Origin of the sequence: Sphingomonas sp., from assembly GCF_042096255.1 — a bacterium.
In the GTDB taxonomy this organism is placed as follows: domain Bacteria; phylum Pseudomonadota; class Alphaproteobacteria; order Sphingomonadales; family Sphingomonadaceae; genus Sphingomonas.
In genome coordinates, this window is record NZ_JBELLZ010000021.1 from 20,180 (window position 1) to 42,272 (window position 22,093).

Consider the following 22,093-nt stretch of genomic DNA (forward strand, 5'->3'; position numbering starts at 1 on the left):
GTCCTTTCGTCGGGGAGCTTCGGTCAGCGGAACGCCACTTAACGGTTCGGGTCCACGAAAGGAGCCAGGAAGTTGGCTTCGCGCCAGCGCAGCCGCTCCTCGTTCCGCCCCTTCCAGTCCTGGTACACCGATTCCACCGCCTCGTGCCGCTGCGCGGTCCATGCCGGCAGCGGCGTCAGTGTCGCACGCGGTTCGGGAAATGTGAACTCGTCGAAGCCTTCCAGGGCCTTTGCATTGAAGGCGCTCCGGTCCTCATCGGATGCCCAGAACGACATCTCTTTAGGCGTGGCGAGCAGATCGGCCTGCTCGTCCTGCAAGGCGAACAGCCAGCGCCGCCGGCGATCCTGCTGGGACATGTCCCCCGCCCGCTTCTGCCACATGATCCATTGCACGGCATTCTTGGATATGGAGACGCGCTCCGAGCGCGCGTCCCACTCGCCGGGATCGGTGCCGAGCACTTCGAAGAAGGAGGCGAGCAGGCCGGTGCCCACCGCGTCCTCGAAACACAGAGCGCGCGTCGCGAAGCGCCGGCGCAGCGCGTCCAGGTGGAACTTGTAGTCGTATCGCATGCGATCGGCCGTGATGAACTTCTCAAAGGGTGCCGAGTTCATCGAGTTGACCGCAGACTCGGCGTACATCGACTCCGCAAAGGCGTCCGGGCGGCGGAAGTAGATGACCGCACAGCTATCCAGACCCTCGACGAATCCCGCCAGCCGGTCGAGATAGGCTTCGTGAAGATCATACTTGGCCTGTGCCGCCACCTTCTGGCCGTGGTCGGGAAAGATGTGACGATAGAAGGATTCCGCGGAAAGCACGACATGACGGTATTGCGTCGCCGCCGCGAGGATATGCTCGCGGAAGCGGGCGATCTTTTCCGCGGAGGCGGCGTCGGTCTTGGTCAGTGCTTCGGCAAAGCGGAAGTGCGCCCGGGCACTGGGCAGCTCCCGATTGCCGCCGAACACTTCCCAACCGGACGGATAATAGATTCCCTTCTCTTTCAACGCTTCCCGTTTTTCGAACAGTGCGCCCTGAAGGGTGGTAGTGCCGGTCTTGTGCGTTCCAACGTGCAGGACAATGCTGCCCATCTTGTCTTCCTTCGTCGGAGCGGCGTCCACCGGGGACGGCTCCATCCAGCTATCACATCCCTTCGGCATGCAGTCCTGCACGAGCCTGCCAAGCGCGCGCACCTTACCCGGGCATCAACGGAAAGCCAGCCGGCCCGAAGTCGTTACGACGTCTTCGCCAGGGAAGCGGTAGCCATACTGGCCGGTCAACGCTGCCGCTCCTCGGCAATGGACAAGCGATCCACGTCGCGCCGCAACCGGTCGTTCTCCGTCGCCAGCACCGCCACCTCGTCCAGCAGCGCCTGCCGCATCTCCTCGTGCTGGCGGACAAGCGCGGCGACCTCGGCAGTCAGGCGCTCGACCGTCGCGTCCGCCGCGCCGGCAGGCATGCGGGTGGCGAGCGCAGTTGCCAGGCGGGCAACATCGCCGCGCAGCGCCGCAAGATCGTCTCGCAAGGCTCCGTCGGCCGTCTCAATGGCCGGAGCGGGAAGCGTCTGGATCAGCCGCGGCAAGCCGTGGTGCACTGCTATCGCTGTCGGCAGCGGCGTCGCGGCCAGCGCGGCGGGCGCCAGCACGGCAGGCTCCGGGGGCGCAGCGTGCTGCTCGCCGACCGTCAGCGGATGATCGGCCGACACGGCGCGCGTGAACACTTCGACCGACCGGACCGCCAGCTCACCTGCCGCCGGGTTCAGCCGGAACAGCAGCTTGAACTGGTCCAGGTTGGCGGGCATCTCCTCGAGCACGCCTTCGGCGATCGCCTGCGTGCCGCCCTCCGCGCTCCGCACGATCCGCATGTCCCGTATGGACAGGCTGTTGTAGAAATCGTCGCCGCGCCGATGCTGGAGCACCACCGCGACCAGGACGCGCAAAAGGTCCGCAACTGACCGGGATGTCAGCACGATGCGCACCTGGAGCGCGCTTCCGGGTGCCACGGCGGGCAGCGGCAGGAAGGTGAACAGGTGGACCAGGCTTGCCGAAGTCGGCCAGGTCAGGCGCAGTTCGCCCTTCTCGGTACACGCGATCGTGCCGGGGGCGTCCGCGCGCAGCACGGTCCGCCAGTTCGGATCCGCGGGGATCGAGCCGATCCAGTCGCGGTTCGCCGCGATGCCGGAGAAGTCGTCGATCGCGAGCGCCGTCGCCCACGCGCGGTCGTCCCGGCGCTGCAGCGCTGCCTGCCTCATATCAGTCATGCGGCGCTGAGCTCCCCATCCGCGTCGGTCCGCCAGCCTGCCAGCATCTGCTCGAACACGGCCGGCGAGTAACGGCAGTTCGGCACCGCCATCAGCGTATCGGCGGTGCTGGCCCGGTCCTCGCCGAAGATCTTGCTGATGTTCTCCGAGGTACGGCTATGATATTCGGCGCCCCGGGTCCCGACATAGACGCGGGTACGTGCGTGAAGATCGGCGCTGAACAGCTTCAGTGTCTTGTAGTGGCGCATCGGGAGAATGATCGGCAGGTCCCAGACCGCGGTCCCCGGCGAGGGCGTGCCGTCGGTGAAGTGGAGCTCGTGAAAGCCCTGGTTCGGATGCTGGTGCGCGCGCACCCGGAACATCGGAATCTTGCGCAGCGTGTCGATCGTGCCGAAGGCATGATAGCGGACGTCGATGCCCCAGGCATAAGCGGCCCGATCTCCGAACGCCCATTTCACCGAATGGTGGTCCGAATAGTCGGGCGATGGCGGACCCGCGACGGCGCCGAAGGAGTCGAGTGCCGAGAACAGTTCGACGAAATTGTCCGCCTCCACCGGCCGGGATGGCACCATGTCGATCATCAGCGCGGGAATGTGCTCCAGGCCCTGTGCCTCCGCTGCCTCCGCAAGCGCCGGGAAGGATGCGACACCGGTCGGCAGGTCCACGAACTCGTCGGCGTCGATCATCATCGCCCAGCCGCGATCGGGCAGGAAGCGGCGTGACAGCACGTCCAGCCACATGCCCTTTCCGGTCGCGAAGCCGCCCGCGCGCGGCGCGAATACCGACACGTCGGCATAGGGCAGCACCTCCGCCACCGGCACGTCCGAATGGTCGTCCACGATGAAGAAGCGGCGCACGCCCCGCGCCTTGTAGTGGTCGTAGATCAGCGGCAGGAATTCGTTGTCGTTCTTCACCACCATGAACACGGCGACATCACGCTCGCCGAGCGGCGGCGCATCGACGTGACGGACCAGATCCAGCACCATCGGCAGCAACCGATCGGGCGCGATCGCATCGACCAGCTGGTGGCGCGCGGCCAGGACCTGGCGCATGTAATAGGATCGCGCCTTGTCGACCGAGTTGCGCCAATAGCAGATCGACTGGTTGAAATAGAGCATCGCGCCGAATTCGCTGCTCTCGGCGACATAGTCCGCACCGCGCGGATTGGCCGCGGCGATGCGATGCACCGGCGGCAGCGTCTGCGCCCGCGCGGCCAGCGCCGGCCGCGCCTCCAGAAAGGGCATCCCGCGCTTGGTGGAGAATACATGGTCGCGCGTTTCATAGCGATAGAAGGCCGCCTCGGGGTAGCGGACCAGCGCGCTGATCAGGAAATCGTTCTCGTCGAACTGCCGGGGCAGGAAGTTGGTGTCGTAGCCGACGTCATAGTACAATCGCCGCGAAACGCTGATGCGCCCGCTGGTGCCATCGCCCCAGTCGCCCGAAAATTGGTGAAAGGCGAACAGACCGGGGCTGCTGCGGTGGAGATCGAGCAATTGCTCCGTCTCCTCCAGCGTCACGTAATTGTCGCCGTCAAGGCTGGAATAGACCGCCCCGCGCATGAATGGGCGGAAGCCGTTCTTGGCGCGGCCGAAATGCCAGCGGTCGAGCGGATCGGTGACGATCAGCCGGAGGTAGCCGGTGGCCAGATTGTCCGCGAACGTCCCCCGCACCCAGTCGTGCGTCTCGGCATCGGTGTCATAGAAGAGAACGATGAACTCGATCTCCGCGGCGGCGGCGCGGTTCGCCTCGAGATTGGCGGCGAGCGTCAGCCGGATGTCGTCCGGCCGGTTCATGATCGGGATGCAATAGGAGATCGCCGGCCGCCGGCCAAGCGCGGCCGAGAGCCGCCCTGCTGCCTCGTCACTCACCGCCCCGCCCGGCCGACGCCCCAGCCGCCAGCCGAACGCCGCGAAATGCGCCGCAGGCGGCAATCCGGTCAGCGCCACATCGGGATAGGCGGCCAGGTACCAATCGGCATCGAACGCGTCGCTGTTGTCGACCAGGTCCACGGTTGAGGGAAACAGGTACGAAACTTGGTGCATCGATCGCGCGTCCTGGGAAGACCGTGGGGAGCGGTGGTTCGGATCAGGCCTTGGCGGCCCGCGCCCTGCCCTTGCGCCACAAGAGCAGCCGGTTGGAGCCGGGCGTCACGCCGATCCGGGCGCGGTCCTCGTTGCTGAGATCGTCGTAGCGGAACTGCCCGCCGGGCATGCCCTTCAGGGTCTCGATCAGGTCCTTGCCCATCCGCTTGATATGCCCGTACTTGCCATAAGTCTGCTGCCGCGCGTCGTCGTCGAGATGCTCGCCCCCTTCCTGCGTGTCCATGCCCATGTCCGGACCGGGCACCGAGAAAATGTGGTGGCCGCCCGGCTTCAGGATGCGCGCGATCTCGGCCAGCGTGTCTCGATACTGGCCAGGCATGTAGATCAGCGCGTGGTTGTGGAGCACGAAGTCGAAATAATCGTCCGGGAAGATCCAGAAGGGATCGTCGGGATCGAGCCGCAGGGTCTGCGCGGCCTTCGGGCGGCTCGGGCGGAACTCCGCCATGAGATAGCCCGTGCCGGCATAGGCTGTGATCTCGCGGCGCAGCTGCGCTTCCGGCAGCAGGTGGAGCACGCGCAGGGACGAGGACGTCTCGCCGAGGCCGCACAGCCCATGGCGGCGATACACCTCCAGCGCCACGCGATGCCGGCGCAGCGCCCCGCAATTGGCGCACTTCTCGCCCTCGCGCCCGCCTACCGCTTCGAAGGACGAACTCAGGCAGAAGTTGCAGCTCGGAGCTGGCGCCTCGCCCTCCGAATCCATCGTCTCTTCCTGTGCATGCTGCATGGCCGCTTCCTCCGCCATTTGCGTTTCCGTTGCGGACTCCCCGGCCCGCACGCGCCCCGCGGGCCGGATATCCGCGGCGCGCCCGAGAGCGCAAGGGTGAAGCTCGGTTAATTGCTGCAGCGCACACCGGCGGCCCTCCGCCAGCGATGGCAACGACACAAAACGGTAACCACTACGTCACCGGGCTGCAATCGGCCTCGCACATGGGCCCCTCCGACTAAAATACATCAAATCAGGGGGAACTTTCATGCTCACGAAGCGCGCGCGCGTGCGCCTTCTGGTCGGCACCGCGCTCGTCTGCGCACCGGCCATCGCTCACGCAGGCCAGGTCACCGGCACCGTGTCCGACAATAGCGGCACGCGCACCCTGCCGAGCGCGCAGGTGACGCTGGTGGAGCTCGGCCGGACGATCGAGGCCGACGACCAGGGCGGCTTCCGCTTCCCCGACGTCCCCGCCGGCACCTACACGCTGCGCGTCACCTACACCGGCGCCGAGCCGGTCGACACCAGCATCACCGTCGATGCCACGGGTGATCTGGTGCAGGACGTGGTGATCGGCACCGAAGGCGACATCCTCGTCACCGGTCAGCGCGCCAACCTTGCCAGTTCGCTGAGCCGCCAGCGCGGCGCCGACGGCGTCGAGAGCGTGCTGACGCGTGACTCGATCGGACAGTTCCCCGACCAGAACGTCGCCGAGTCCGTCCGCCGCGCGCCCGGCGTGAACGTGCTCAACGATCAGGGCGAGGGCCGCTTCGTCGCGGTCCGCGGCCTCGATCCGTCGCTCAACGCCTCCTCGCTCAACGGCATCCGCGTGCCCGCGCCGGAGGCGGACACCCGCTCGGTCGCGCTGGACGTAGTCGCGTCCGAGCTGATCGAATCGATCGAGATCAAGAAGTCGCTCACCCCGGACATGGACGGCGACACGATCGGCGCGTCGGTGGAAATCAACACCACCAGCGCGTTCGACCGCAAGAAGGCGCTGCTCGCCGGCTCGGTCGAAGGCTCGTACAACGACTATTCGGACAAGCTGACCCCCAAGGGCAGCGTCACCTTCTCGACGCGGATCACCGACAATTTCGGCGTCTCCGGCGGTGGTTCCTACTACCTGCGCAAGTTCGAGACCGACAATATCGAGATGGACGGGTGGGACGAGGATGATGCCGGCAACGGCTTCGCCGACACGGTCGAGTATCGCGACTATGACGTGCGCCGCCTGCGCACCGGCGGCTCGCTGTCGTTCGACTGGCAGCCCCTGCCATCGACCCGCCTGTATGCGCGCGGCATCTACAACCGCTTCTCCGACCAGGAGGATCGCCGCCGCCTGATCTTCGGATTCGACGAGGCGCCCAGCGCCTCGACCGGCAGCACCGCCACCTTCGATTCCGCCGATGGCGCGATCACCGTGGAGCGGGACCTGAAGGACCGGTTCGAGGTGCAGAAGATCCAGTCCTATACGGTCGGCGGCGAGACGGTGGAGGGGCCGTGGACATTGCGCTACGCCGCCGCCTTCTCGCGCGCCTCGGAAGTGGAAGACGGATCGATCGACCCGATCGTCTTCGCACGCGAGTTCAGCGGCGAGGAGGGCGACGATCTGGCCGTCGGCTTCGACTACGGCAACTACCTGCGCCCGCGCTTCACCGTTGCCGGCGCCTCGGTCGCGGACTTCGAGGATCCGTCGCAATATGAGTTCGACGGCTTCGACCGCACCGCATTGAGCAAGTCGGTCGACACCGAATGGAACTTCCGCGCCGACTTCACCCGCACCTTCGGCCTCGCCAACGGCACGTTCGACGTTCAGGCGGGCGGCAAGGCGCGCCTGCGCCGCAAGACCTTCGATCTCAACATCGAGACCGCGGGCGGCTTCGACGGCGACTTCACGCTCGCCGACGTGCTGGGCTCGCAGACCTATCGCCTCGCCGATCTCGGCCCGCTGGTGAAGAAGCGCGGCGAGCGCGGCTTCCTGCGCGAGAATGCGGACCTGTTCGAATATGACGTGCTGCCCTCGGCCTATGCCTCGGTCGCAGAGGATTATGCGGTCGATGAGGACATCTATTCGGCCTATCTGCTCGGCCGCTTCCAGTCCGGTCCGCTGCGGCTGATCGGCGGCGTGCGGATGGAGCGCACCGAGAACATCATCACCGGCAACACCGCCTCGATCGACGAGGATGCCGAGCAATTGCTCGTCTCGCGAAACCAGATCCGCCGCAGCTATACCGACTGGCTGCCGAGCGCGGTGGCACGCTTCGAGGCAACCGATGACATCGTCCTGCGCGCGGGCGTGTTCAAGAGCCTGGTGCGCCCGCAGATCGGCCAGCTCGCCCCCCGCTTCGCGATCGAGCGTGACGGCGACGAGGGCGAGGGCACGTTCGGCAACCCGGACCTCAAGCCCTATCGCGCCTGGAACTTCGATGCCGGCGCCGAATGGTATTTCGCCAAGTCCAGCGTCCTGCAGGTCGGCGCCTTCTACAAGGACATCTCCGACTACATCACCACGGTGACCTTCGAAGGCGACGATGCCCCCTACAACGGCGTCTATCGCGGCATCGGCTTCACCGAGGCGTCCATCCCGCTCAACAGCGGCAAGGCGACGATCTTTGGCGTCGAGGCCGCCTTCTCGCAGGTCTTCACCATGCTGCCCGCGCCGTTCGACGGGCTGCTGACCAACCTCAACTACACCTTCACCGATGCCGACGGCGAGACCTTCGACGGCGACACCGGCGGCCTGCGCGATATCCCGCTGCCCGCCTCGTCGCGGCACACGTTCAACGCGGTGCTTGGGTATGAAAAGGGCCCGGTCAGCATCCGCCTTGCCGGCACCTATCGCGACAAGTATCTCGACGAGGTGCAGGCGGTGGCCAGCGAGGACCGCTACGTCCGCCAGCACTTCCAGCTCGACGCCTCGGCGCGCTTCCGCGTGACCCCCAACCTCCAGCTGTTCGGGGAGTGGGTGAACATCAACAACGCCAAATATGTCGCGTACCAGAATGCGCCGATCAGCCGCCGCCTGCTTCAGTATGAGGAATATTCCTACACGCTGAAGTTCGGCCTCAGGGCGAACTTCTGATGCGGCGCGCTTTCCTGCTCGCCGCCGCGCTGCTCGCCATCCCGGCGGCGGCGCAGGAGAGCGCCCAACTGGTGCCGCGCACCCCGGGAACGCCTTATGCGCCGCGCTCGATCCCCGACCGGATCGTGCTCACCGCGGGGGCGGACCCGGCCCATGAGATGGCGGTCGCCTTCCGCACCGACACCGCGCAGGCCACCGCCGAGGCGCAGATCGCGCTGGCGGTGGACGGCCCGACGCTGGAGCGCGAGGCGAAGCTGGTCACCGGCACCACCCGCCCGATCGCCAGCAGCAACGGCCAGGCGCATTACCACCAGGTCCGCTTCGCCGGCCTCACGCCCGACCGCGTCTATGCCTATCGCGTCAAGGGCGCGGCGGGCTGGACCGAGTGGTTCCAGTTCCGCACCGCCGCCCCGGCGTTCAAGCCGTTCCGCTTCCTCTATCTCGGCGACACCCAGAACGGCATCCTCACTTATGCCAGCCGCGTGATCCGCCAGGGCTTCGCCGAGGGCAAGATCGCGCTCACCGTCCACGCCGGCGACCTCGCCGCGCAGCGCGACGACCTCGACCATGACGACGAATGGGGCGAGTGGAACCAGGCGGGCGGCTACAATTACAGCCAGATTCCGCAGCTGCCCGCCACCGGCAACCACGAATACGTCGACACGCTGAAGCCCGACGGTAGCGAGAGTCGCAAGCTGGGGCCGTACTGGCCGCTCCAGTTCACGCTCCCCGCGAACGGCGTCGCGCCGGTCAAGGCGACGACCTATTTCGTCGATTACCAGGGCGTGCGTTTCATCATCCTCGACGGCACCGCCGCGCTCGACCTCGGCGCGCTCGATGCGCAGACGAAGTGGCTCGACGCGACGCTCGCGGCGAGCCGGGCGAAGTGGAACGTCGTGCTGTTCCACCAGCCGATCTTCACCTGCGCCCGCCCCAACGACACCGAAATGCTCAAGGCGGCGTGGAAGCCGGTGTTCGAGCGCCGCAAGGTCGACCTCGTCCTCCAGGGCCACGACCATTGCTACAGCCGTCTCACCGCCGAGGCCGGCCGCGAGGCGGGACGCCGCGCGCGCGCCAGCGGCGCGACACAGGGGCCGGTCTATCTCGTCTCGGTGACCGGATCGAAGATGTACGGGCTCAACGACCGCGCCCGCACCCAGCCCGACCGCACCGCCGAAGCCACCGAGCTTTTCCAGATCGTCGACGTCGAGGCGGAGCGGCTCAAGTTCCGCACCTATACCGCCAGCGGAGTCCTGTACGACGGCTTCGACCTGACCCGCGGCAGCGACGGGCGCAACCGGCTGACCGATGTGGCCGAGCCGCTGCCGCCGGTGCGTACCTGCACCGGCGCGGTGGGACCGGACGGCGGCGCCTGCGTCGCGCGGGGCAAGTAGCGCCGCGCTTAAAGCGACTGGCCGTCGTCCACGTCGATCACCGCGCCGGTCAGGTGCGCGCTCGCGTCCGAGGCGAGGTACAGCAGCGTCGGATCGAGCGCGTCGATCGGCATCAGCCGGCGGCGATGCCAGCCGGCGATCTGCTTCGCCCCGCCCTCGGTGTCGAACCAGTCGCCGTTGATCCCGGTGCGGATGTACCCGGGCTGGAGCACGTTGACGTTGATCCCCGATCGCACCCACTCGCGCGCCAGATTGCGCCCCAGATGCGCCACCGCCGCCTTGGACGCGGCATAGGCGCTGTCGCCCTGCGCGGTCATGTGCGCGGTCACGGATCCGATCAGCACCACCCGCCCGCGGCCATGCTCCTTCGATCCCGCCGCGATCAGCCGCCGCGCACCCTCGCGCGCGGTGAGAAACACGCCGGTGAAGTTCACGTCCACCGTTGACCGGAGCAGGTCGGCGGCGATGTCGGTGGCCCGGCCCGGATTGCTCTGGCCAGCATTGGCGACGATCGTGTCGACGGTGCCGAACCGCGCCTCGGCCGCGTCATAGGCCACCGTGATCGAGGCCTCGTCGGTCACGTCGATCGCCACCGGAAGCGCCGCCTCGCCCAGCCGCTTGGCCAGCTCGGCGACCTTGTCGATCCGCCGCGCGCCGATCACCACGCGCGCGCCCGCCGCAACGAACACCTCGGCAAAGTGCGCACCCAGGCCCGACGATGCACCGGTGATCAGCGCGATGCGGCCCGCGAGTTGCTCGGTCATCTTCCCCTCCATCGCCCGATTAAGCCGGTCCGCTTAGGGCGATGGCGCGCGCGAAGTCAAAGCATCGGCGCGGGCCGCCGGTTACCGGGCGATGCCGCCCGCGGCGAGCACCGCCAAGGTCATCAGCTCACCCGCGGTGGAGGTCATCGGCGCGACCTGCACCGGCTTGTCCATGCCGATCAGCATCGGCCCGATCACCGAATCGCCGCCCAGCTCGCGCAGCAGCTTGGCGGAGATATGCGCCGACTGGAGCCCCGGCATGATCAGCACGTTCGCCGGTCCGGAGAGGCGCGCGAAGGGGTAGTTCGCCAGCTGCTTGGGGTTGAGCGCCACGTCCGGCGCCATCTCGCCCTCATACTCGAAGCTCACCTGACGCGCGTCGAGCACCTCCACCGCCTCGCGGATATTGTCCAGCCACTCCCCCTTCGGGTTGCCGAAGTTCGAATAGCTGAGGAAGGCGACCCGCGGCATATGCCCCATCCGCCGGGCGACCTCGGCGGTCTGTTCGGCGAAGTCGGCGAGTTGCTCGGGGCTCGGCCGCTCGTTCACCGCGGTGTCGGCGACGAACACGGTGTGGCTCTGGCCGACCAGGATGTGGATGCCGAAGGGCGTGCGGTTCGGCGCCGGATCGATCACGCGATACACCTGCCGCATCGTCTCGCTATAGGTGCGGGTGATGCCGGTGATCATCGCATCGCCCTCGCCCAGATCGAGCAGCAGCGAGCCGAAGATGTTGCGGTCCTGGTTGACCATCCGCTCACAGTCGCGGCGCAGGTAGCCGCGACGCTGCAGCCGCGCATACAGCCGCTCCACCATCTGCGGCACGAGGGGCGAGATGCGGCTGTTGTGCAGCTCGTACTCGTCCGGGTTGGCGACGCCCAAGGCGCGCAGCCGGTCGGGCACGTCGTCGCGCCCCACCAGCACCGGCACGCCATAGCCGCCTTCCTTGAAGGCGATCGCGGCGCGCAGCACCACTTCCTCCTCGCCCTCGGCGAAGATCACCCGCTTCGGGTGCGCGCGCGCGCCCTCATAGGCCAGGGTGAGCACCGAAGTGGTCGGGTTGAGCCGCGCGCGCAGGCTGGTGCGATAGGCGGCAAGGTCCAGGATCGGCTTGGTGGCGACGCCCGAATCCATCGCCGCCTTGGCGACCGCGGCGGGCACCACCTCCATCAGCCGCGGATCGAACGGCGCGGGGATGATATATTCGGGGCCGAAGCTGTGCTGCGTGCCATAGGCGATCGCCACTTCCTCCGGCACCCGCTCGCGCGCCAGCTCGGCGATCGCCTGCGCCGCGGCGATCTTCATCTCGTCGTTGATCCCCGTCGCGCGCACGTCCAGCGCGCCGCGGAAGATGAAGGGGAAGCCCAGCACGTTGTTGACCTGGTTGGGATAGTCCGACCGGCCGGTGGCGACGATCGCATCGGGGCGCGCCGTCTTGGCCAGCTCGGGCCGGATCTCGGGCTCCGGATTGGCCATCGCGAAGATGATCGGTGCGGGCGCCATGTCCTTGACCATCTCGGGCTTCAATGCGCCCGCGGCGGACAGACCCAGGAACACGTCCGCGCCGTGGAGCGCCTCGGTCAACGTGCGCCGGTCGGTGGCGGCGGCATGCGCCGACTGCCACTGGTTCACGTCCTCGCGGCCCTGGTAGATCACGCCCTTGCGGTCGCAGATCAGCACATTATCGTGCCGCACGCCCATTGCCTTGATCAGCTCGGTGCAGGCGATCGCCGCCGCGCCGGCGCCGTTGACCACCACCTTGACATCCTTGAGCGACCGGCCGGTCAGCAGGCAGGCGTTGATCAGCCCCGCGGCGGTGATGATCGCGGTGCCGTGCTGGTCGTCATGGAAGACGGGGATGTTCATCCGCTCGCGCAGGGTCTGCTCGATGATGAAGCATTCGGGGGCCTTGATGTCCTCCAGGTTGATGCCGCCGAAGGTCGGCTCCATCAGCTCGACCGCGTCGATGAAGCGGTTCACGTCCTCGGTCTTGAGCTCGATGTCGATCGAATCGACGTCGGCGAAACGCTTGAACAGCACCGCCTTGCCTTCCATCACCGGCTTGGAGGCCAGCGCGCCAAGGTTGCCGAGACCGAGGATCGCGGTGCCATTGGAGATCACCGCGACCAGATTGCCCTTGGCGGTATAGTCATAGGCAGTGGCAGGGTCGTCCGCGATCGCCTGCACCGGCACCGCCACTCCCGGCGAATAGGCCAAAGCCAGGTCGCGCTGCGTGGCCATCGGCTTGGAGGCGACGATCTCGATCTTGCCGGGCCGCCCCTCGGAATGGAACAGCAGCGCCTCGCGCTCGGAGAACTGGTCTTTGGTCGGTTCGGACATGGGGCCTCAGGCGCGATCGGGAGGGTTACGCTACGGCCTTAGGGTGAGGTGCGCAGGATTGGAACCATATGCGCGCTCATGATCGAGCAGCCAGCGCTTGGCGGCGAGACCGCCGGCGAATCCGGTCAGCGCGCCGCCGCTGCCGACCACGCGGTGGCACGGGCAGACGATGGACAGCGGGTTGCGCCCGTTGGCGGCGCCCACCGCGCGGGTGGCGGTGGGGCGGCCGATCGCCCGCGCGATATCGGCATAGCTACGCGTCTCGCCGAACGGGATGCCGCGCAATTCGCGCCACACCGCTTGCTGGAAATCGGTGCCGCGCGGCGCCAGCGGCAGATCGAACGTGGCAAGGCTGCCGGCGAAATACGCCTCAAGCTGCCGCGTCGCCTCAGCCAGCACGGCATGCGCGGCATCGGGCCGGGTGGTGCCGAGCCGCACACGCAGCGGATCGTCATTCTCCCACAGGATCGCGACCAGCCCGGCGTCCTCCGCCACCAACGTTAGGCGCCCGACCGGGCTGGCGAGGTCTGCGGTGGCGAGGGTCACGGCGCTGGGCATGCCGCCACCATAGCGGGACTCGCCAAACCTCTCCTCCCGAACCTTGCGTTCGATCTTCCGGCGCTCGCGTCGATCAGCACGGGCACGCAGCCGAACCGCTATTGTAACACGTTGTTTCGCTGTTACACTTCCGCATCAGCCTTCGGGGGAAGGCAGAGGGGGAATGCACGAATGACATCGATGAAGACGCTTGCGTCGGCGCTCGTCGCCGCGACTCTGGTTGCCGGTCCGGCCATGGCGCAAGATACCTTGTTCATTCCCACCGGGAACGATCCCGCTCCGGTGCGTGCCGACGCGGTCGATCCCAAGGACAGCCCGGAGGAAATCGCCAAGGACGCCGCGCGCGACCTCAAGGATAGTCGCTTCTACAACAAGCCGGGCGCCACCCGCGCCGATTATGATCGCGACTGGCAGACCTGCCGGCTGATCGCGCGTGGCTCTCGCACCCCATCGGGCACGATCCCCTATTATTACAATCCTGCGGTGATCTCGCCCATGGCGGCTGCGGCCGGCGGCATGCTGGGCGGCATGATCGGTGCCGCGATCGTCGAAGGGCAGCAGCGCCGCGCAAACCGTCGCGCCTGCCTGCTGGTTCGCGGCTGGCGGCTGGTCGATGTGCCGGCTGCCGATGAGGCGCGGATGGCTGCGATGACCGATGCGCAACGCAGCGCGTTCTTCGACACGATCGTTGGTGCGAGCGAAGTCAAGGGCAAGGTCACGGAGCGGAAGACGTTCCACTTCGACAGTGCCGCGGCCGGCATCGACCTCAACCGGGCCGTTCCGGGTGCGGCCACCCTGTACCTCGGCAAGAAGCCTGCCCCCGATGCGCTCGCCGCCCCCGCGCCCGAAAGCGGCGAAGGCACGCTGGTGCTCGCCTTCCGCCGCCCCGATGCGGGTAGCGCCGGCCGGTCGGGCTATGTGAACCTGCTTCGCTACGACGCAGCAGCGACCGACGTGCTCTATCAGCCGCGCAACTGGAAGAAGGTGGGAGACAAGACCACCTACACCGTCGGCTTTGCCAGCGGCGACCGCAAGGCGGCATACGAGGTGCAGGCCCGCCGGGTCACCGCCGGACGCTACGTGATCAACTCGACGTCGGTCGCCGGCCCGGTGGCGATTACCGGTTTTTGCCTCGGCGCACCGGTGCTGGAGGTGAAGGCGGGCGAGGTCGTCTACCTCGGCGATTTCGTGCCGCTGCTCAACGCTGTTGGCGCGAATGGCGAGAAGATCACCGGCATCGCCTGGACCAGTAACCCGGAGGAGAGCCGGCGCACCCTGTCGACCAAGGCGCCCGATCTCGGTGCGCGCATGCAGGCCGCGCAGTGGCAGAACAATGCCACCTACGGCTGCGCCGCCCAGATGATGGACCGGTTCGACCTGCCCGGGATGCCGGAGTTCGTCGCTCCGCCGCCCGTGCAGCCGCCCGTGCAGCCGGCCGTGCAGCCGGCCGTCGCGAGTGTCAGCGGGGCAGCGGCGGCGCCTGCCCGGCCATGAACGCGCTCGTGCTGCCCGCATCGGCGGCGGGCAGCACGTAGCGTTTCGGGGACACGACCTGTATCGCGCCACGATGGCCGATGCCGCCCCCACGCCGATGATGGCGCAATACCTGGCCCTGAAGGAAGAAGCGGGCGAGTGCCTGCTGTTCTACCGGATGGGCGATTTCTTCGAACTGTTCTTCGACGATGCGCGGATCGCGGCGCAGGTGCTCGACATCGCGCTCACCGCGCGCGGCGAGCATGCCGGGAGCAAGATCCCGATGTGCGGCGTGCCGGTCCATTCCGCCACCGCCTATCTCCAGCGGCTGATCAAGGCCGGCCACCGCGTCGCTATCGCCGAGCAGACCGAAAGCCCCGAGGCGGCGCGCAAGGCGCGGGGGAGCAAGGCGCTGGTCAACCGCGCGATCGTGCGCGTCGTCACCGCCGGCACGCTCACCGAGGAGGCGTTGCTCGACGCCCGCGCCGCGAACTGGTGCGTCGCGGTGGGCGAGGTCGGCGGCGAGGTGGCGGTGGCAGCGGCGGACATCTCCACCGGCGCGTTCGAGGTGATCGCCTGCGACCCCACCGCCCTCGGCGCGGAGCTCGCCCGGCTCGGCGCGGCGGAGGTGGTGGCGTGCGAAGGGAGCGATGCACCCGCCACCGTGTTCCGCCCGCGCGGCGAGTTCGACAGCGTGCGGGGCGAGGTGCGGCTGCGCGCGCTGTTCGGGGTGGCGACATTGGACGGCTTCGGCGCCTTCACCCGCGCCGGGCTGGCGGCGGCGGGCGGGCTGGTCGCCTATCTCGATCACAACGGCAAGGGCGCCCTGCCCTTCCTGCGCCCGCCGATGCTCCACGCCGCACGCGAGACCATGGCGATCGACGCCGCCACCCGCGAGAGCCTGGAACTGACCTGCACCGCCGCCGGCCAGCGCCGCGGCAGCCTGCTCGACACGGTCGACCGGACGGTGACCGGCGCGGGCGCCCGGCTGCTCGGCGCCGACATCGCCGCGCCGCTGATGGATGCAGGCATGATCCGCGCGCGGCTCGACCTCGTCCAGCTGTTCCACGACGATCCCGCGTTGCGCGACAGCGTCCGTACCGCCCTCCGCGCGCTCCCCGATATCGGCCGCGCGCTCGGCCGCCTCGCCGCCGGCCGCGGAAGCCCGCGCGATCTCGGCCAGCTGCGCGACGGGCTCGACGGCGCCTGGCACCTCGCCGAGCGGCTCGCGCGCGAGGAGGCGCCGCCGCTGCTCGCCGCACTGCTGCCGCAGTTGCGTGGGCATGGCGCGCTGATCGACCTGCTCCGCCGCGCGCTCGTCCCCACGCCGCCGATCGACGCCGCCGCGGGCGGCTATATCGCCGAGGGCTATGACCTCGCGCTCGACGACCTGCGCGATGCCGGCGCGGGCGGGCGGCGCGCGATCGCGGCGCTGGAGGCGGACTATCGCACCCGCACCGGCGTGGCCGCGCTCAAGATCCGCCACAACAACGTGCTCGGCTATCATATCGAAGTGCCCGCCAGGGCGGCGGACGCGCTGATGCGTCCCGAGTCCGGCTTCACCCATCGCCAGACCATGGCCGGCGCGGTCCGCTTCAACGCGCCCGAGCTGCACGAGGTCGCCGCCCGCGTGACCCAGGCGGGCGCGCACGCGCTGGCGGCGGAGGCGGCGCATCTGGAGGATCTCACCGCCCAGGCGCTCGCCGCGCGCGAGCCGATCGCCGCCACCGCCGACGCGCTCGCGCGGATCGACGTCGCCGCAGGGCTGGCAGAACGTGCGGTGGAAGGCGCGTGGACCCGCCCCACGCTCGCCGACGAGAATTGCTTCGAGGTAACGGGTGGCCGCCATCCCGTGGTGGAGGCAGCGCTCGCCAGGTCCGGCGACCGCTTCGTCGCCAACGACTGCCGCCTGGCCGAGGCGTCGCGCCTGTGGCTGGTCACCGGCCCCAACATGGGCGGCAAGTCCACCTTCCTGCGCCAGAATGCGCTGATCGCGGTGCTGGCGCAGGCGGGCAGCTTCGTTCCCGCCACCGCGGCGCGGATCGGGCTGGTCGACCGGCTGTTCAGCCGCGTCGGCGCGTCGGACAATCTCGCGCGCGGCCGCTCCACCTTCATGGTCGAGATGGTGGAGACCGCCGCGATCCTCGCCCAGGCGACGCCGCAGAGCTTCGTGATTCTCGACGAGGTGGGCCGCGGCACGAGCACCTATGACGGCCTGGCGATCGCCTGGGCGGTGGTCGAAGCGATCCACGAGGACAACCGCTGCCGCTGCCTGTTCGCGACGCATTATCACGAGCTGACCCGGCTCGCCGAGCGCTGCGACGCGCTGACGCTGCACCACGTCCGCGCGCGCGAGTGGAAGGGCGATCTGGTGCTGCTGCACGAGGTGGCGGAGGGGCCCGCCGACCGCAGTTACGGTCTGGCGGTGGCGCGGCTCGCGGGCATGCCGCCCGCCACCGTGTCGCGCGCCAAGGCGGTGCTCGCCAAGCTGGAGGCGGGCCGCGCGAAGACCGGCGGCCTCGCCGCAGGGCTCGACGACCTGCCGCTGTTCGCCGCCGCGACCAAGGCGGAGGAACCGCAGTCGGACGCGGTGCGCGCCGCGGTGGAAACGCTGGACGTCGACACGCTCACCCCGCGCGAGGCGCTCGACACCCTGTACCGGCTCAAGGCGCTCGCGCGGGAGGGATAAGACTTAGACGGGCACTGTCCCGACCCGTTAGCCCTGAGCGAAGTCAAAGGGCAAGCGTAGCGCGTGCTAGGTGCTTCGACTTCGCTCAGCACGAACGGTCGGCTGCGGGGTCGCTCACGCCATCCGCGCCGTGGTGTTCATCTTCGCCGCGCTGATGCTCGCCAGCATGGTCTCATACTGGTCCTGGGTGAAGCCCGCGGCGATGAATGCGCGCACCGCGCTGGCGGGCACCTGGAAGCCGTGGTGCCAGCTCAGCACCGCCATCCGCCGCAGCGCCTCCAGCCGCGGGTCGGCGAGGCGGGGGTTGGCGCCCTTGCCGAAGAGGTTGCCGAGCGCGATCGAGAGGCGGCCGGGGGTGCGCAGCGAGGAGAGCCGGTCACGCCGTGCGATGGCGATCACCGACCATTCGAGCGGGCTCAGTCGCGCGCGCTCGGGCGCCGGCAGACTGTCGTGCCGGGGTGCGTCGATCGCGATCGGCGCGGGGGCCAGCGTCCCGGTGAAATCGATATAGGCCATGCGTCGTCTCCCGCCTTGGACGCGCGTCCACGCCTGGCGAACCGAAGGTTCGCCGCATGGCCGTTCGTCAGTTCCGCTGGACGGGCTGCCCGGGGGCTTGCCCGCCTTCCATACCAAGCGGTATAGAAGCTGCCGGGCGGGGCGTCAACGACTTTGTGTACCGTGCGGTACGTTTTATTTGCGTTATGACCTTAGCGGCCGGGCCACATCATCAGGCTGGTGTCGACCACCCGGTCGAGCTCGGCGCGCGTGGCGCCCGCGCCGGCTTGCACCGCCATCCCCTGGAGGATCGCGAACAGATATTGGGCGATCGCCTCGGGCTCGACATGGTCGGGCAGGTCGCCCTCGCGCTGCGCCTGTGCGAACCGCTCGAGCAGCGCCGCCTGCGAGGAGGCACGGCGCTTCATCACGTCCTCGCGGATCGAGCCGGCACCGGCGCTGCACGCGGTCGCGCTGATCACGCCCAGGCAGCCCTTGGGATCGCAGCTGCTGGTCTGCGCCTCTACCGCGCCGCGCAGGATGTGCTCGGCGACCTTGCGTGCGGTCGGCTGCGCCAGCGCGGCGCGCATATATCCCAGCTTCTCGGCCTCGTAGAGGTCGAGCGCCTTGTGGAACAAAGCCTCCTTGTTGCCGAAGGCCGCATAGAGGCTGGGTTTGGTGATGCCCATCGCCTCGGTGAGGTCCGCCATCGAGGCGCCCTCATAGCCCTTGGCCCAGAAAACGCCGAGCGCCTTGGCGAGCGCGTCGTCGACGCAGAACTCGCGCGGGCGGCCCTTGGGCACGGAGACAACACTTTCCATAACGTCCGGTATATAAGTGGCCCGACTTAAGAGTCCAGCGACCAAACGCCTGAAGTCAGGCCAACTCCGTCTCGCGCACCACCTCGGGCAGGATCGCATCGAGCAGCAGCATGCCCGCTTCGGTCACCCGCAGCCGCTCGCCATCGAGCGTCACCAGCCCCTGTCCGGACAGACGCGCCACCGCGCCCTCGTCGATCCACCCGCGCCCGATCCGCGCCAGGTCGACGCCCTCGCGCAGCCTGAGGCCCATCAGCAACGCCTCATGCGCGCGCTCGGTGGCGGTGAGCGGCGTCTCCTCCTGCGCGCCATGGCCGTTGCGCGCCACCGCGGCCATCCAATTCTCCGGCTTGCGGTGGCGCTGCGTCGCCAGCCCGCCGCGCCGGCCGTGCGCGCCCCGGCCGCATGCGGCCAAGTCGCCCGAGCGCCCAAAGGTCAGGGTGTGCCCGCGCGCCGCGCCCCGGCGCGCCAGGTTAGACACCACCTAAGCCCGCCGCCCCGCCGCCGCGGTCATCGCGCGCGTCGCCTCGAACAGGTCGGCCGCGGCATCGCCATCGGGAATGGTCAGCCGCCCCGCCGCCGCCTCAGTGGAAAAGCGCGTGCCCGGCTCGATGGTCAGCTGGTAGAGCGACAAATGCTCGGTGCCGAACGCCAGCGCGCGCCCCAGCTCTGCCTCCCACGCGGCGAGCGGCTGGCCGGGACGGGCGTAGATCAGGTCGAAGCTGACGCGGGCGAACTCGCGCTGCGCGACGTCCAGCGCCGCCAGCCCCTCGTCCACGCCATGGGCGCGGCCCAGGAAGCGCAACGCCTCCTCGTCCAGTGCCTGCAATCCCAGCGACACCCGGTTCACCCCCGCCGCGGCGAGATCGGCGAAGCGCGCCGCCTCCACCGAGGAGGGATTTGCCTCCAGCGTGATCTCCACCTCGGGCGCGAAGCCCCACGCCCGCTCCGCCGCATCCAGCACCGCCGCCACCGTTTCCGGCGGCATCAGCGACGGCGTGCCGCCGCCGAAGAACACCGACGACACGGTCCGCCCCGGCAGCGCCGCCGCCTCATGCGCCAGGTCGGCGAGCAGCGCGTCGCGCCACGCCGCCTGGTCCACCTGATCGCGAACATGGCTGTTGAAGTCGCAATAGGGGCATTTCGAGACGCAGAAGGGCCAGTGGACATAGAGCGCGAGGGTCACGCGCGCGCCTATGCCCGATTTCCCACTATCCTACAACGAACCATATGGGTTATTCTATACCCCTCAACCGGATGGGGGACGGGAATGATCATCGACGCACTGATCGGGGCGGTGACGCGGGCGCAAGGCCACGCCCGGGACATGCGCGCGCTCGCCCCGTGTCCCGCCGAGGCGGCCTTCCTCTACGGCTGGCTCGTCGTGCGGGTCGGCTGATGCCGCGAGCGCCTCAACCGCCTCAATTCGTCTCCCACGGGGCCCGGCCCGCGGATTGCGCCGGCCCGCCGCCTTCCTACATCGCGTGCCATGCAAGACGATTCGATGCCGAAATGGCATGGCACCACCATCCTCTCGGTCCGCCGCGGCGGCAAGGTGGTGATCGCGGGCGATGGTCAGGTCTCGATGGGCCAGACGGTGATGAAGCCCAATGCGCGCAAGGTGCGCACGCTGGGGCAGGACGGAAAGGTGATCGGCGGCTTCGCCGGCGCCACCGCCGACGCCTTCACTCTGTTCGAGCGGCTGGAGGCGAAGTTGGAGCGCCACCAGGGCCAGCTGATGCGCGCCGCGGTGGAGCTGGCCAAGGACTGGCGCACCGACAAGTATCTGCGCAACCTGGAGGCGATGATGATTGTCGCCGACAAGGACGTGATTTTGATCCTGACCGGCAATGGCGACGTGCTGGAGCCCGAGGCGGGGATCGCCGCCATCGGCTCGGGCGGCAATTACGCGCTCGCCGCCGCGCGTGCGCTGGTCGACTATGAGGCCGATGCCGAGACGATCGCACGCAAGGCGATGGGCATCGCCGCGGAGGTGTGCGTCTATACCAACGACCGGCTGGTGGTGGAGACGCTCGACAGCGCGACCTGAGCGGGTACGGGGGGCGGCATGATCGCGCGCCGCCAGTTCCTGTCCACCGCCGCGCTCGGCTCGGCGGGCCTCGCGGTCTCCGGCTGCGCCACCACCGCCGCGCGGACGTCTTCGGCGCGGAGCTGCCTGGCGCGGGTGAATGCGGCGGACAATCGCGTGATCCGCAAGCTCGCGGGCCTGCGCCCCTTCCGACGCTCGGGCTTCGTGGTCCGGCGCGAGGCGCTCGGCGACAAGGCGCTGGTGCATAACTACGGCCACGGCGGCTCGGGCTTCACCCTCGCCTTCGGCACCGCGCGGCTCGCGATCGGGCTCGGCCTGCCCGGCCACCAGGGGCCGGTGGCGGTGATCGGCGCCGGGATCGTCGGCCTCGCCACCGCGCGGGCGGTGCAGGAGGCAGGCTTTCCCGTCACGCTCTACACCGCCGCGCTGCCGCCGGAGACCACCTCCAACATCGCCGGCGGCCAGTGGCACATCTCCGCGCTCCACGACGAGGACGCGGTCACCCCGGAGTTCCGCGCGCAGCTCGCCGCCGCGCAGGACTATAGCTGGCGTCGCGCTCAGCTGATGACCGGCGACGATTACGGCATCCGCTGGCTGCCGACCTGGAACGCATCGTATCGACAGCCCCGCCCCGATCCATACGAGCCCGGCCAGCGCTGGTTCGCGGCCGGCAGCCATCCCTTCCCCGGCAGCTTCGGCATGGTCCGCTTCGAGACCATGTATGCCGAGACCGGCCGTCTGCTCCGCCAGCTGGAGCGCGACATCCGCCTGGCCGGCGGCCGCATCGAGGTGCGCGCCTTCCGCACGCCCGCCGAGGTCGCGGCGTTGCCCGAGCGGCTCGTGTTCAACTGCACCGGCCTGGGCGCCGCGGCGCTGTTCGGCGATGCGGAGCTGACCCCGGTGCGCGGCCAGCTCGCCATCCTGCTGCCCCAGCCGGAGGTGCGCTACGCCTATGGCACGCCCTCGGGCTACATGTTTCCGCGCGCCGACGGCATCGTGCTGGGCGGCACCTTCGAGCGCGGCGTGGGCGTCGCCGAACCGCAGCCTGCGGATATCGCCGACATCCTTGCGGACCACCGGCGCACCGCCGCGGGCCTGCGCTGCGCTTGAATGGCGCGAGCGGAAAGCCATCTAGCCCCGATCACCATTTCACGGACTTTCCCTTGAACGACGCCCTTACCCCGAAGGCGGTGGTCGCCGCCCTCGACCAGCACATCATCGGCCAGCAGGATGCCAAGCGCGCGGTTGCGGTCGCCCTGCGCAACCGCTGGCGCCGCCAGCAGCTCTCGCCCGAGCTGCGCGACGAGGTGACGCCCAAGAACATCCTGATGATCGGCCCCACCGGCTGCGGCAAGACCGAGATCA

16 protein-coding genes and 2 pseudogenes are annotated in these 22,093 nt (G+C 68.9%); 8 read left to right on the forward strand and 10 right to left on the reverse strand.

Annotated features, from left to right (window positions below; translation table 11 throughout):
* Positions 1 to 38 precede the first annotated feature (38 nt).
* The 4 genes from ACFDTH_RS06260 to ACFDTH_RS06275 form a co-directional block, all read right to left on the reverse strand.
* Complete coding sequence (locus tag ACFDTH_RS06260) at positions 39 to 1,115, reverse strand: hypothetical protein (protein WP_375286662.1); 1,077 nt, start codon at positions 1,113 to 1,115, stop codon at positions 39 to 41.
* Between the two features lie 155 nt (positions 1,116 to 1,270).
* Entirely contained in the window at positions 1,271 to 2,254 is a 984-nt protein-coding gene (locus ACFDTH_RS06265; protein ID WP_375286663.1) for a hypothetical protein, read from the reverse strand.
* A complete protein-coding gene (locus ACFDTH_RS06270; RefSeq protein WP_375286664.1) occupies positions 2,251 to 4,296 on the reverse strand; it encodes a glycosyltransferase family 2 protein in 2,046 nt (681 codons plus the stop codon). The genes ACFDTH_RS06265 and ACFDTH_RS06270 overlap by 4 nt, the downstream gene beginning before the upstream one ends.
* A 43-nt stretch (positions 4,297 to 4,339) precedes the next feature.
* Positions 4,340 to 5,083, reverse strand: a complete 744-nt coding sequence (locus ACFDTH_RS06275; RefSeq protein ID WP_375286665.1) for a methyltransferase domain-containing protein — start codon at positions 5,081 to 5,083, stop codon at positions 4,340 to 4,342.
* Positions 5,084 to 5,330: 247 nt separating this feature from the next.
* Here ACFDTH_RS06275 and ACFDTH_RS06280 point away from each other — a divergent pair, with 247 nt between their 5' ends.
* Together ACFDTH_RS06280 and ACFDTH_RS06285 are read left to right on the forward strand one after the other, a co-directional pair.
* Positions 5,331 to 8,147: a TonB-dependent receptor gene (locus ACFDTH_RS06280; protein ID WP_375286666.1), complete on the forward strand. Its 2,817-nt coding sequence runs from the start codon at positions 5,331 to 5,333 to the stop codon at positions 8,145 to 8,147.
* Positions 8,147 to 9,541 carry a metallophosphoesterase gene (locus tag ACFDTH_RS06285; RefSeq protein WP_375286667.1) on the forward strand — a complete coding sequence of 465 codons (1,395 nt, stop codon included), beginning with the start codon at positions 8,147 to 8,149 and terminating at the stop codon, positions 9,539 to 9,541. The genes ACFDTH_RS06280 and ACFDTH_RS06285 overlap by 1 nt, the downstream gene beginning before the upstream one ends.
* 8 nt (positions 9,542 to 9,549) lie before the next feature.
* On the opposite strand, the gene ACFDTH_RS06290 is transcribed toward ACFDTH_RS06285, so the two are convergent.
* The 3 genes from ACFDTH_RS06290 to ACFDTH_RS06300 form a co-directional block, all read right to left on the reverse strand.
* Positions 9,550 to 10,305, reverse strand: coding sequence for an SDR family NAD(P)-dependent oxidoreductase (locus tag ACFDTH_RS06290; protein ID WP_375286668.1), 756 nt, complete (start codon positions 10,303 to 10,305; stop codon positions 9,550 to 9,552).
* Positions 10,306 to 10,386: 81 nt separating this feature from the next.
* Positions 10,387 to 12,645 carry an NADP-dependent malic enzyme gene (locus ACFDTH_RS06295; protein WP_375286669.1) on the reverse strand — a complete coding sequence of 753 codons (2,259 nt, stop codon included), beginning with the start codon at positions 12,643 to 12,645 and terminating at the stop codon, positions 10,387 to 10,389.
* A gap of 30 nt (positions 12,646 to 12,675) precedes the next feature.
* Positions 12,676 to 13,191, reverse strand: a complete 516-nt coding sequence (locus tag ACFDTH_RS06300) for a methylated-DNA--[protein]-cysteine S-methyltransferase (protein WP_375286675.1) — start codon at positions 13,189 to 13,191, stop codon at positions 12,676 to 12,678.
* Positions 13,192 to 13,383: 192 nt separating this feature from the next.
* On the opposite strand from ACFDTH_RS06300, the gene ACFDTH_RS06305 reads away from it, so the two are divergent.
* Both ACFDTH_RS06305 and mutS read left to right on the forward strand, forming a co-directional pair.
* Complete coding sequence (locus ACFDTH_RS06305; protein ID WP_375286670.1) at positions 13,384 to 14,697, forward strand: hypothetical protein; 1,314 nt, start codon at positions 13,384 to 13,386, stop codon at positions 14,695 to 14,697.
* A 97-nt stretch (positions 14,698 to 14,794) separates the two neighbouring features.
* Positions 14,795 to 17,365: a DNA mismatch repair protein MutS gene (gene mutS, locus ACFDTH_RS06310; protein ID WP_375286676.1), complete on the forward strand. Its 2,571-nt coding sequence runs from the start codon at positions 14,795 to 14,797 to the stop codon at positions 17,363 to 17,365.
* A 114-nt stretch (positions 17,366 to 17,479) separates the two neighbouring features.
* Here mutS and ACFDTH_RS06315 read toward each other — a convergent pair whose 3' ends face one another.
* The 3 genes and pseudogenes from ACFDTH_RS06315 to hemW all read right to left on the reverse strand — a co-directional run bounded on the left by ACFDTH_RS06315 (position 17,480) and on the right by hemW (position 19,876).
* Entirely contained in the window at positions 17,480 to 17,881 is a 402-nt protein-coding gene (locus tag ACFDTH_RS06315; RefSeq protein WP_375286671.1) for a hypothetical protein, read from the reverse strand.
* Between the two features lie 191 nt (positions 17,882 to 18,072).
* Positions 18,073 to 18,681 carry a TetR/AcrR family transcriptional regulator gene (locus tag ACFDTH_RS06320; protein ID WP_375286672.1) on the reverse strand — a complete coding sequence of 203 codons (609 nt, stop codon included), beginning with the start codon at positions 18,679 to 18,681 and terminating at the stop codon, positions 18,073 to 18,075.
* 55 nt (positions 18,682 to 18,736) lie between these two features.
* Positions 18,737 to 19,876, reverse strand: a pseudogene (hemW, locus tag ACFDTH_RS06325) (radical SAM family heme chaperone HemW).
* A 72-nt stretch (positions 19,877 to 19,948) separates the two neighbouring features.
* Between hemW and ACFDTH_RS06330 the strand changes: the two are divergent.
* The 4 genes and pseudogenes from ACFDTH_RS06330 to ACFDTH_RS06345 all read left to right on the forward strand — a co-directional run.
* Positions 19,949 to 20,077, forward strand: coding sequence for a hypothetical protein (locus ACFDTH_RS06330; RefSeq protein WP_375286673.1), 129 nt, complete (start codon positions 19,949 to 19,951; stop codon positions 20,075 to 20,077).
* A 105-nt stretch (positions 20,078 to 20,182) separates the two neighbouring features.
* Positions 20,183 to 20,728 (forward strand): ATP-dependent protease subunit HslV, encoded by a 546-nt coding sequence (hslV, locus tag ACFDTH_RS06335; protein WP_375286677.1) that lies wholly within the window; start codon positions 20,183 to 20,185, stop codon positions 20,726 to 20,728.
* An 18-nt stretch (positions 20,729 to 20,746) separates the two neighbouring features.
* On the forward strand, positions 20,747 to 21,838 hold the full coding sequence (locus ACFDTH_RS06340; protein ID WP_375286674.1) for an FAD-dependent oxidoreductase: 1,092 nt from the start codon (positions 20,747 to 20,749) through the stop codon (positions 21,836 to 21,838).
* A gap of 53 nt (positions 21,839 to 21,891) precedes the next feature.
* Positions 21,892 to 22,093: pseudogene (locus tag ACFDTH_RS06345) on the forward strand (HslU--HslV peptidase ATPase subunit); the annotation flags it as partial.

What these genes read in the sequence shown, in the direction of transcription:
- ACFDTH_RS06265 (WP_375286663.1), bottom strand. Translation starts at nt 2,254, where the DNA reads ATGACTGATATGAGGCAGGCAGCGCTGCAGCGCCGGGACGACCGCGCG.
- ACFDTH_RS06270 (WP_375286664.1), bottom strand. Translation starts at nt 4,296, where the DNA reads ATGCACCAAGTTTCGTACCTGTTTCCCTCAACCGTGGACCTGGTCGAC.
- ACFDTH_RS06275 (WP_375286665.1), bottom strand. Translation starts at nt 5,083, where the DNA reads ATGCAGCATGCACAGGAAGAGACGATGGATTCGGAGGGCGAGGCGCCA.
- ACFDTH_RS06280 (WP_375286666.1), top strand. Translation starts at nt 5,331, where the DNA reads ATGCTCACGAAGCGCGCGCGCGTGCGCCTTCTGGTCGGCACCGCGCTC.
- ACFDTH_RS06285 (WP_375286667.1), top strand. Translation starts at nt 8,147, where the DNA reads ATGCGGCGCGCTTTCCTGCTCGCCGCCGCGCTGCTCGCCATCCCGGCG.
- ACFDTH_RS06290 (WP_375286668.1), bottom strand. Translation starts at nt 10,305, where the DNA reads ATGACCGAGCAACTCGCGGGCCGCATCGCGCTGATCACCGGTGCATCG.
- ACFDTH_RS06295 (WP_375286669.1), bottom strand. Translation starts at nt 12,645, where the DNA reads ATGTCCGAACCGACCAAAGACCAGTTCTCCGAGCGCGAGGCGCTGCTG.
- ACFDTH_RS06305 (WP_375286670.1), top strand. Translation starts at nt 13,384, where the DNA reads ATGAAGACGCTTGCGTCGGCGCTCGTCGCCGCGACTCTGGTTGCCGGT.
- mutS (WP_375286676.1), top strand. Translation starts at nt 14,795, where the DNA reads ATGATGGCGCAATACCTGGCCCTGAAGGAAGAAGCGGGCGAGTGCCTG.
- ACFDTH_RS06315 (WP_375286671.1), bottom strand. Translation starts at nt 17,881, where the DNA reads ATGGCCTATATCGATTTCACCGGGACGCTGGCCCCCGCGCCGATCGCG.
- ACFDTH_RS06320 (WP_375286672.1), bottom strand. Translation starts at nt 18,681, where the DNA reads ATGGAAAGTGTTGTCTCCGTGCCCAAGGGCCGCCCGCGCGAGTTCTGC.
- ACFDTH_RS06330 (WP_375286673.1), top strand. Translation starts at nt 19,949, where the DNA reads ATGATCATCGACGCACTGATCGGGGCGGTGACGCGGGCGCAAGGCCAC.
- hslV (WP_375286677.1), top strand. Translation starts at nt 20,183, where the DNA reads ATGCCGAAATGGCATGGCACCACCATCCTCTCGGTCCGCCGCGGCGGC.
- ACFDTH_RS06340 (WP_375286674.1), top strand. Translation starts at nt 20,747, where the DNA reads ATGATCGCGCGCCGCCAGTTCCTGTCCACCGCCGCGCTCGGCTCGGCG.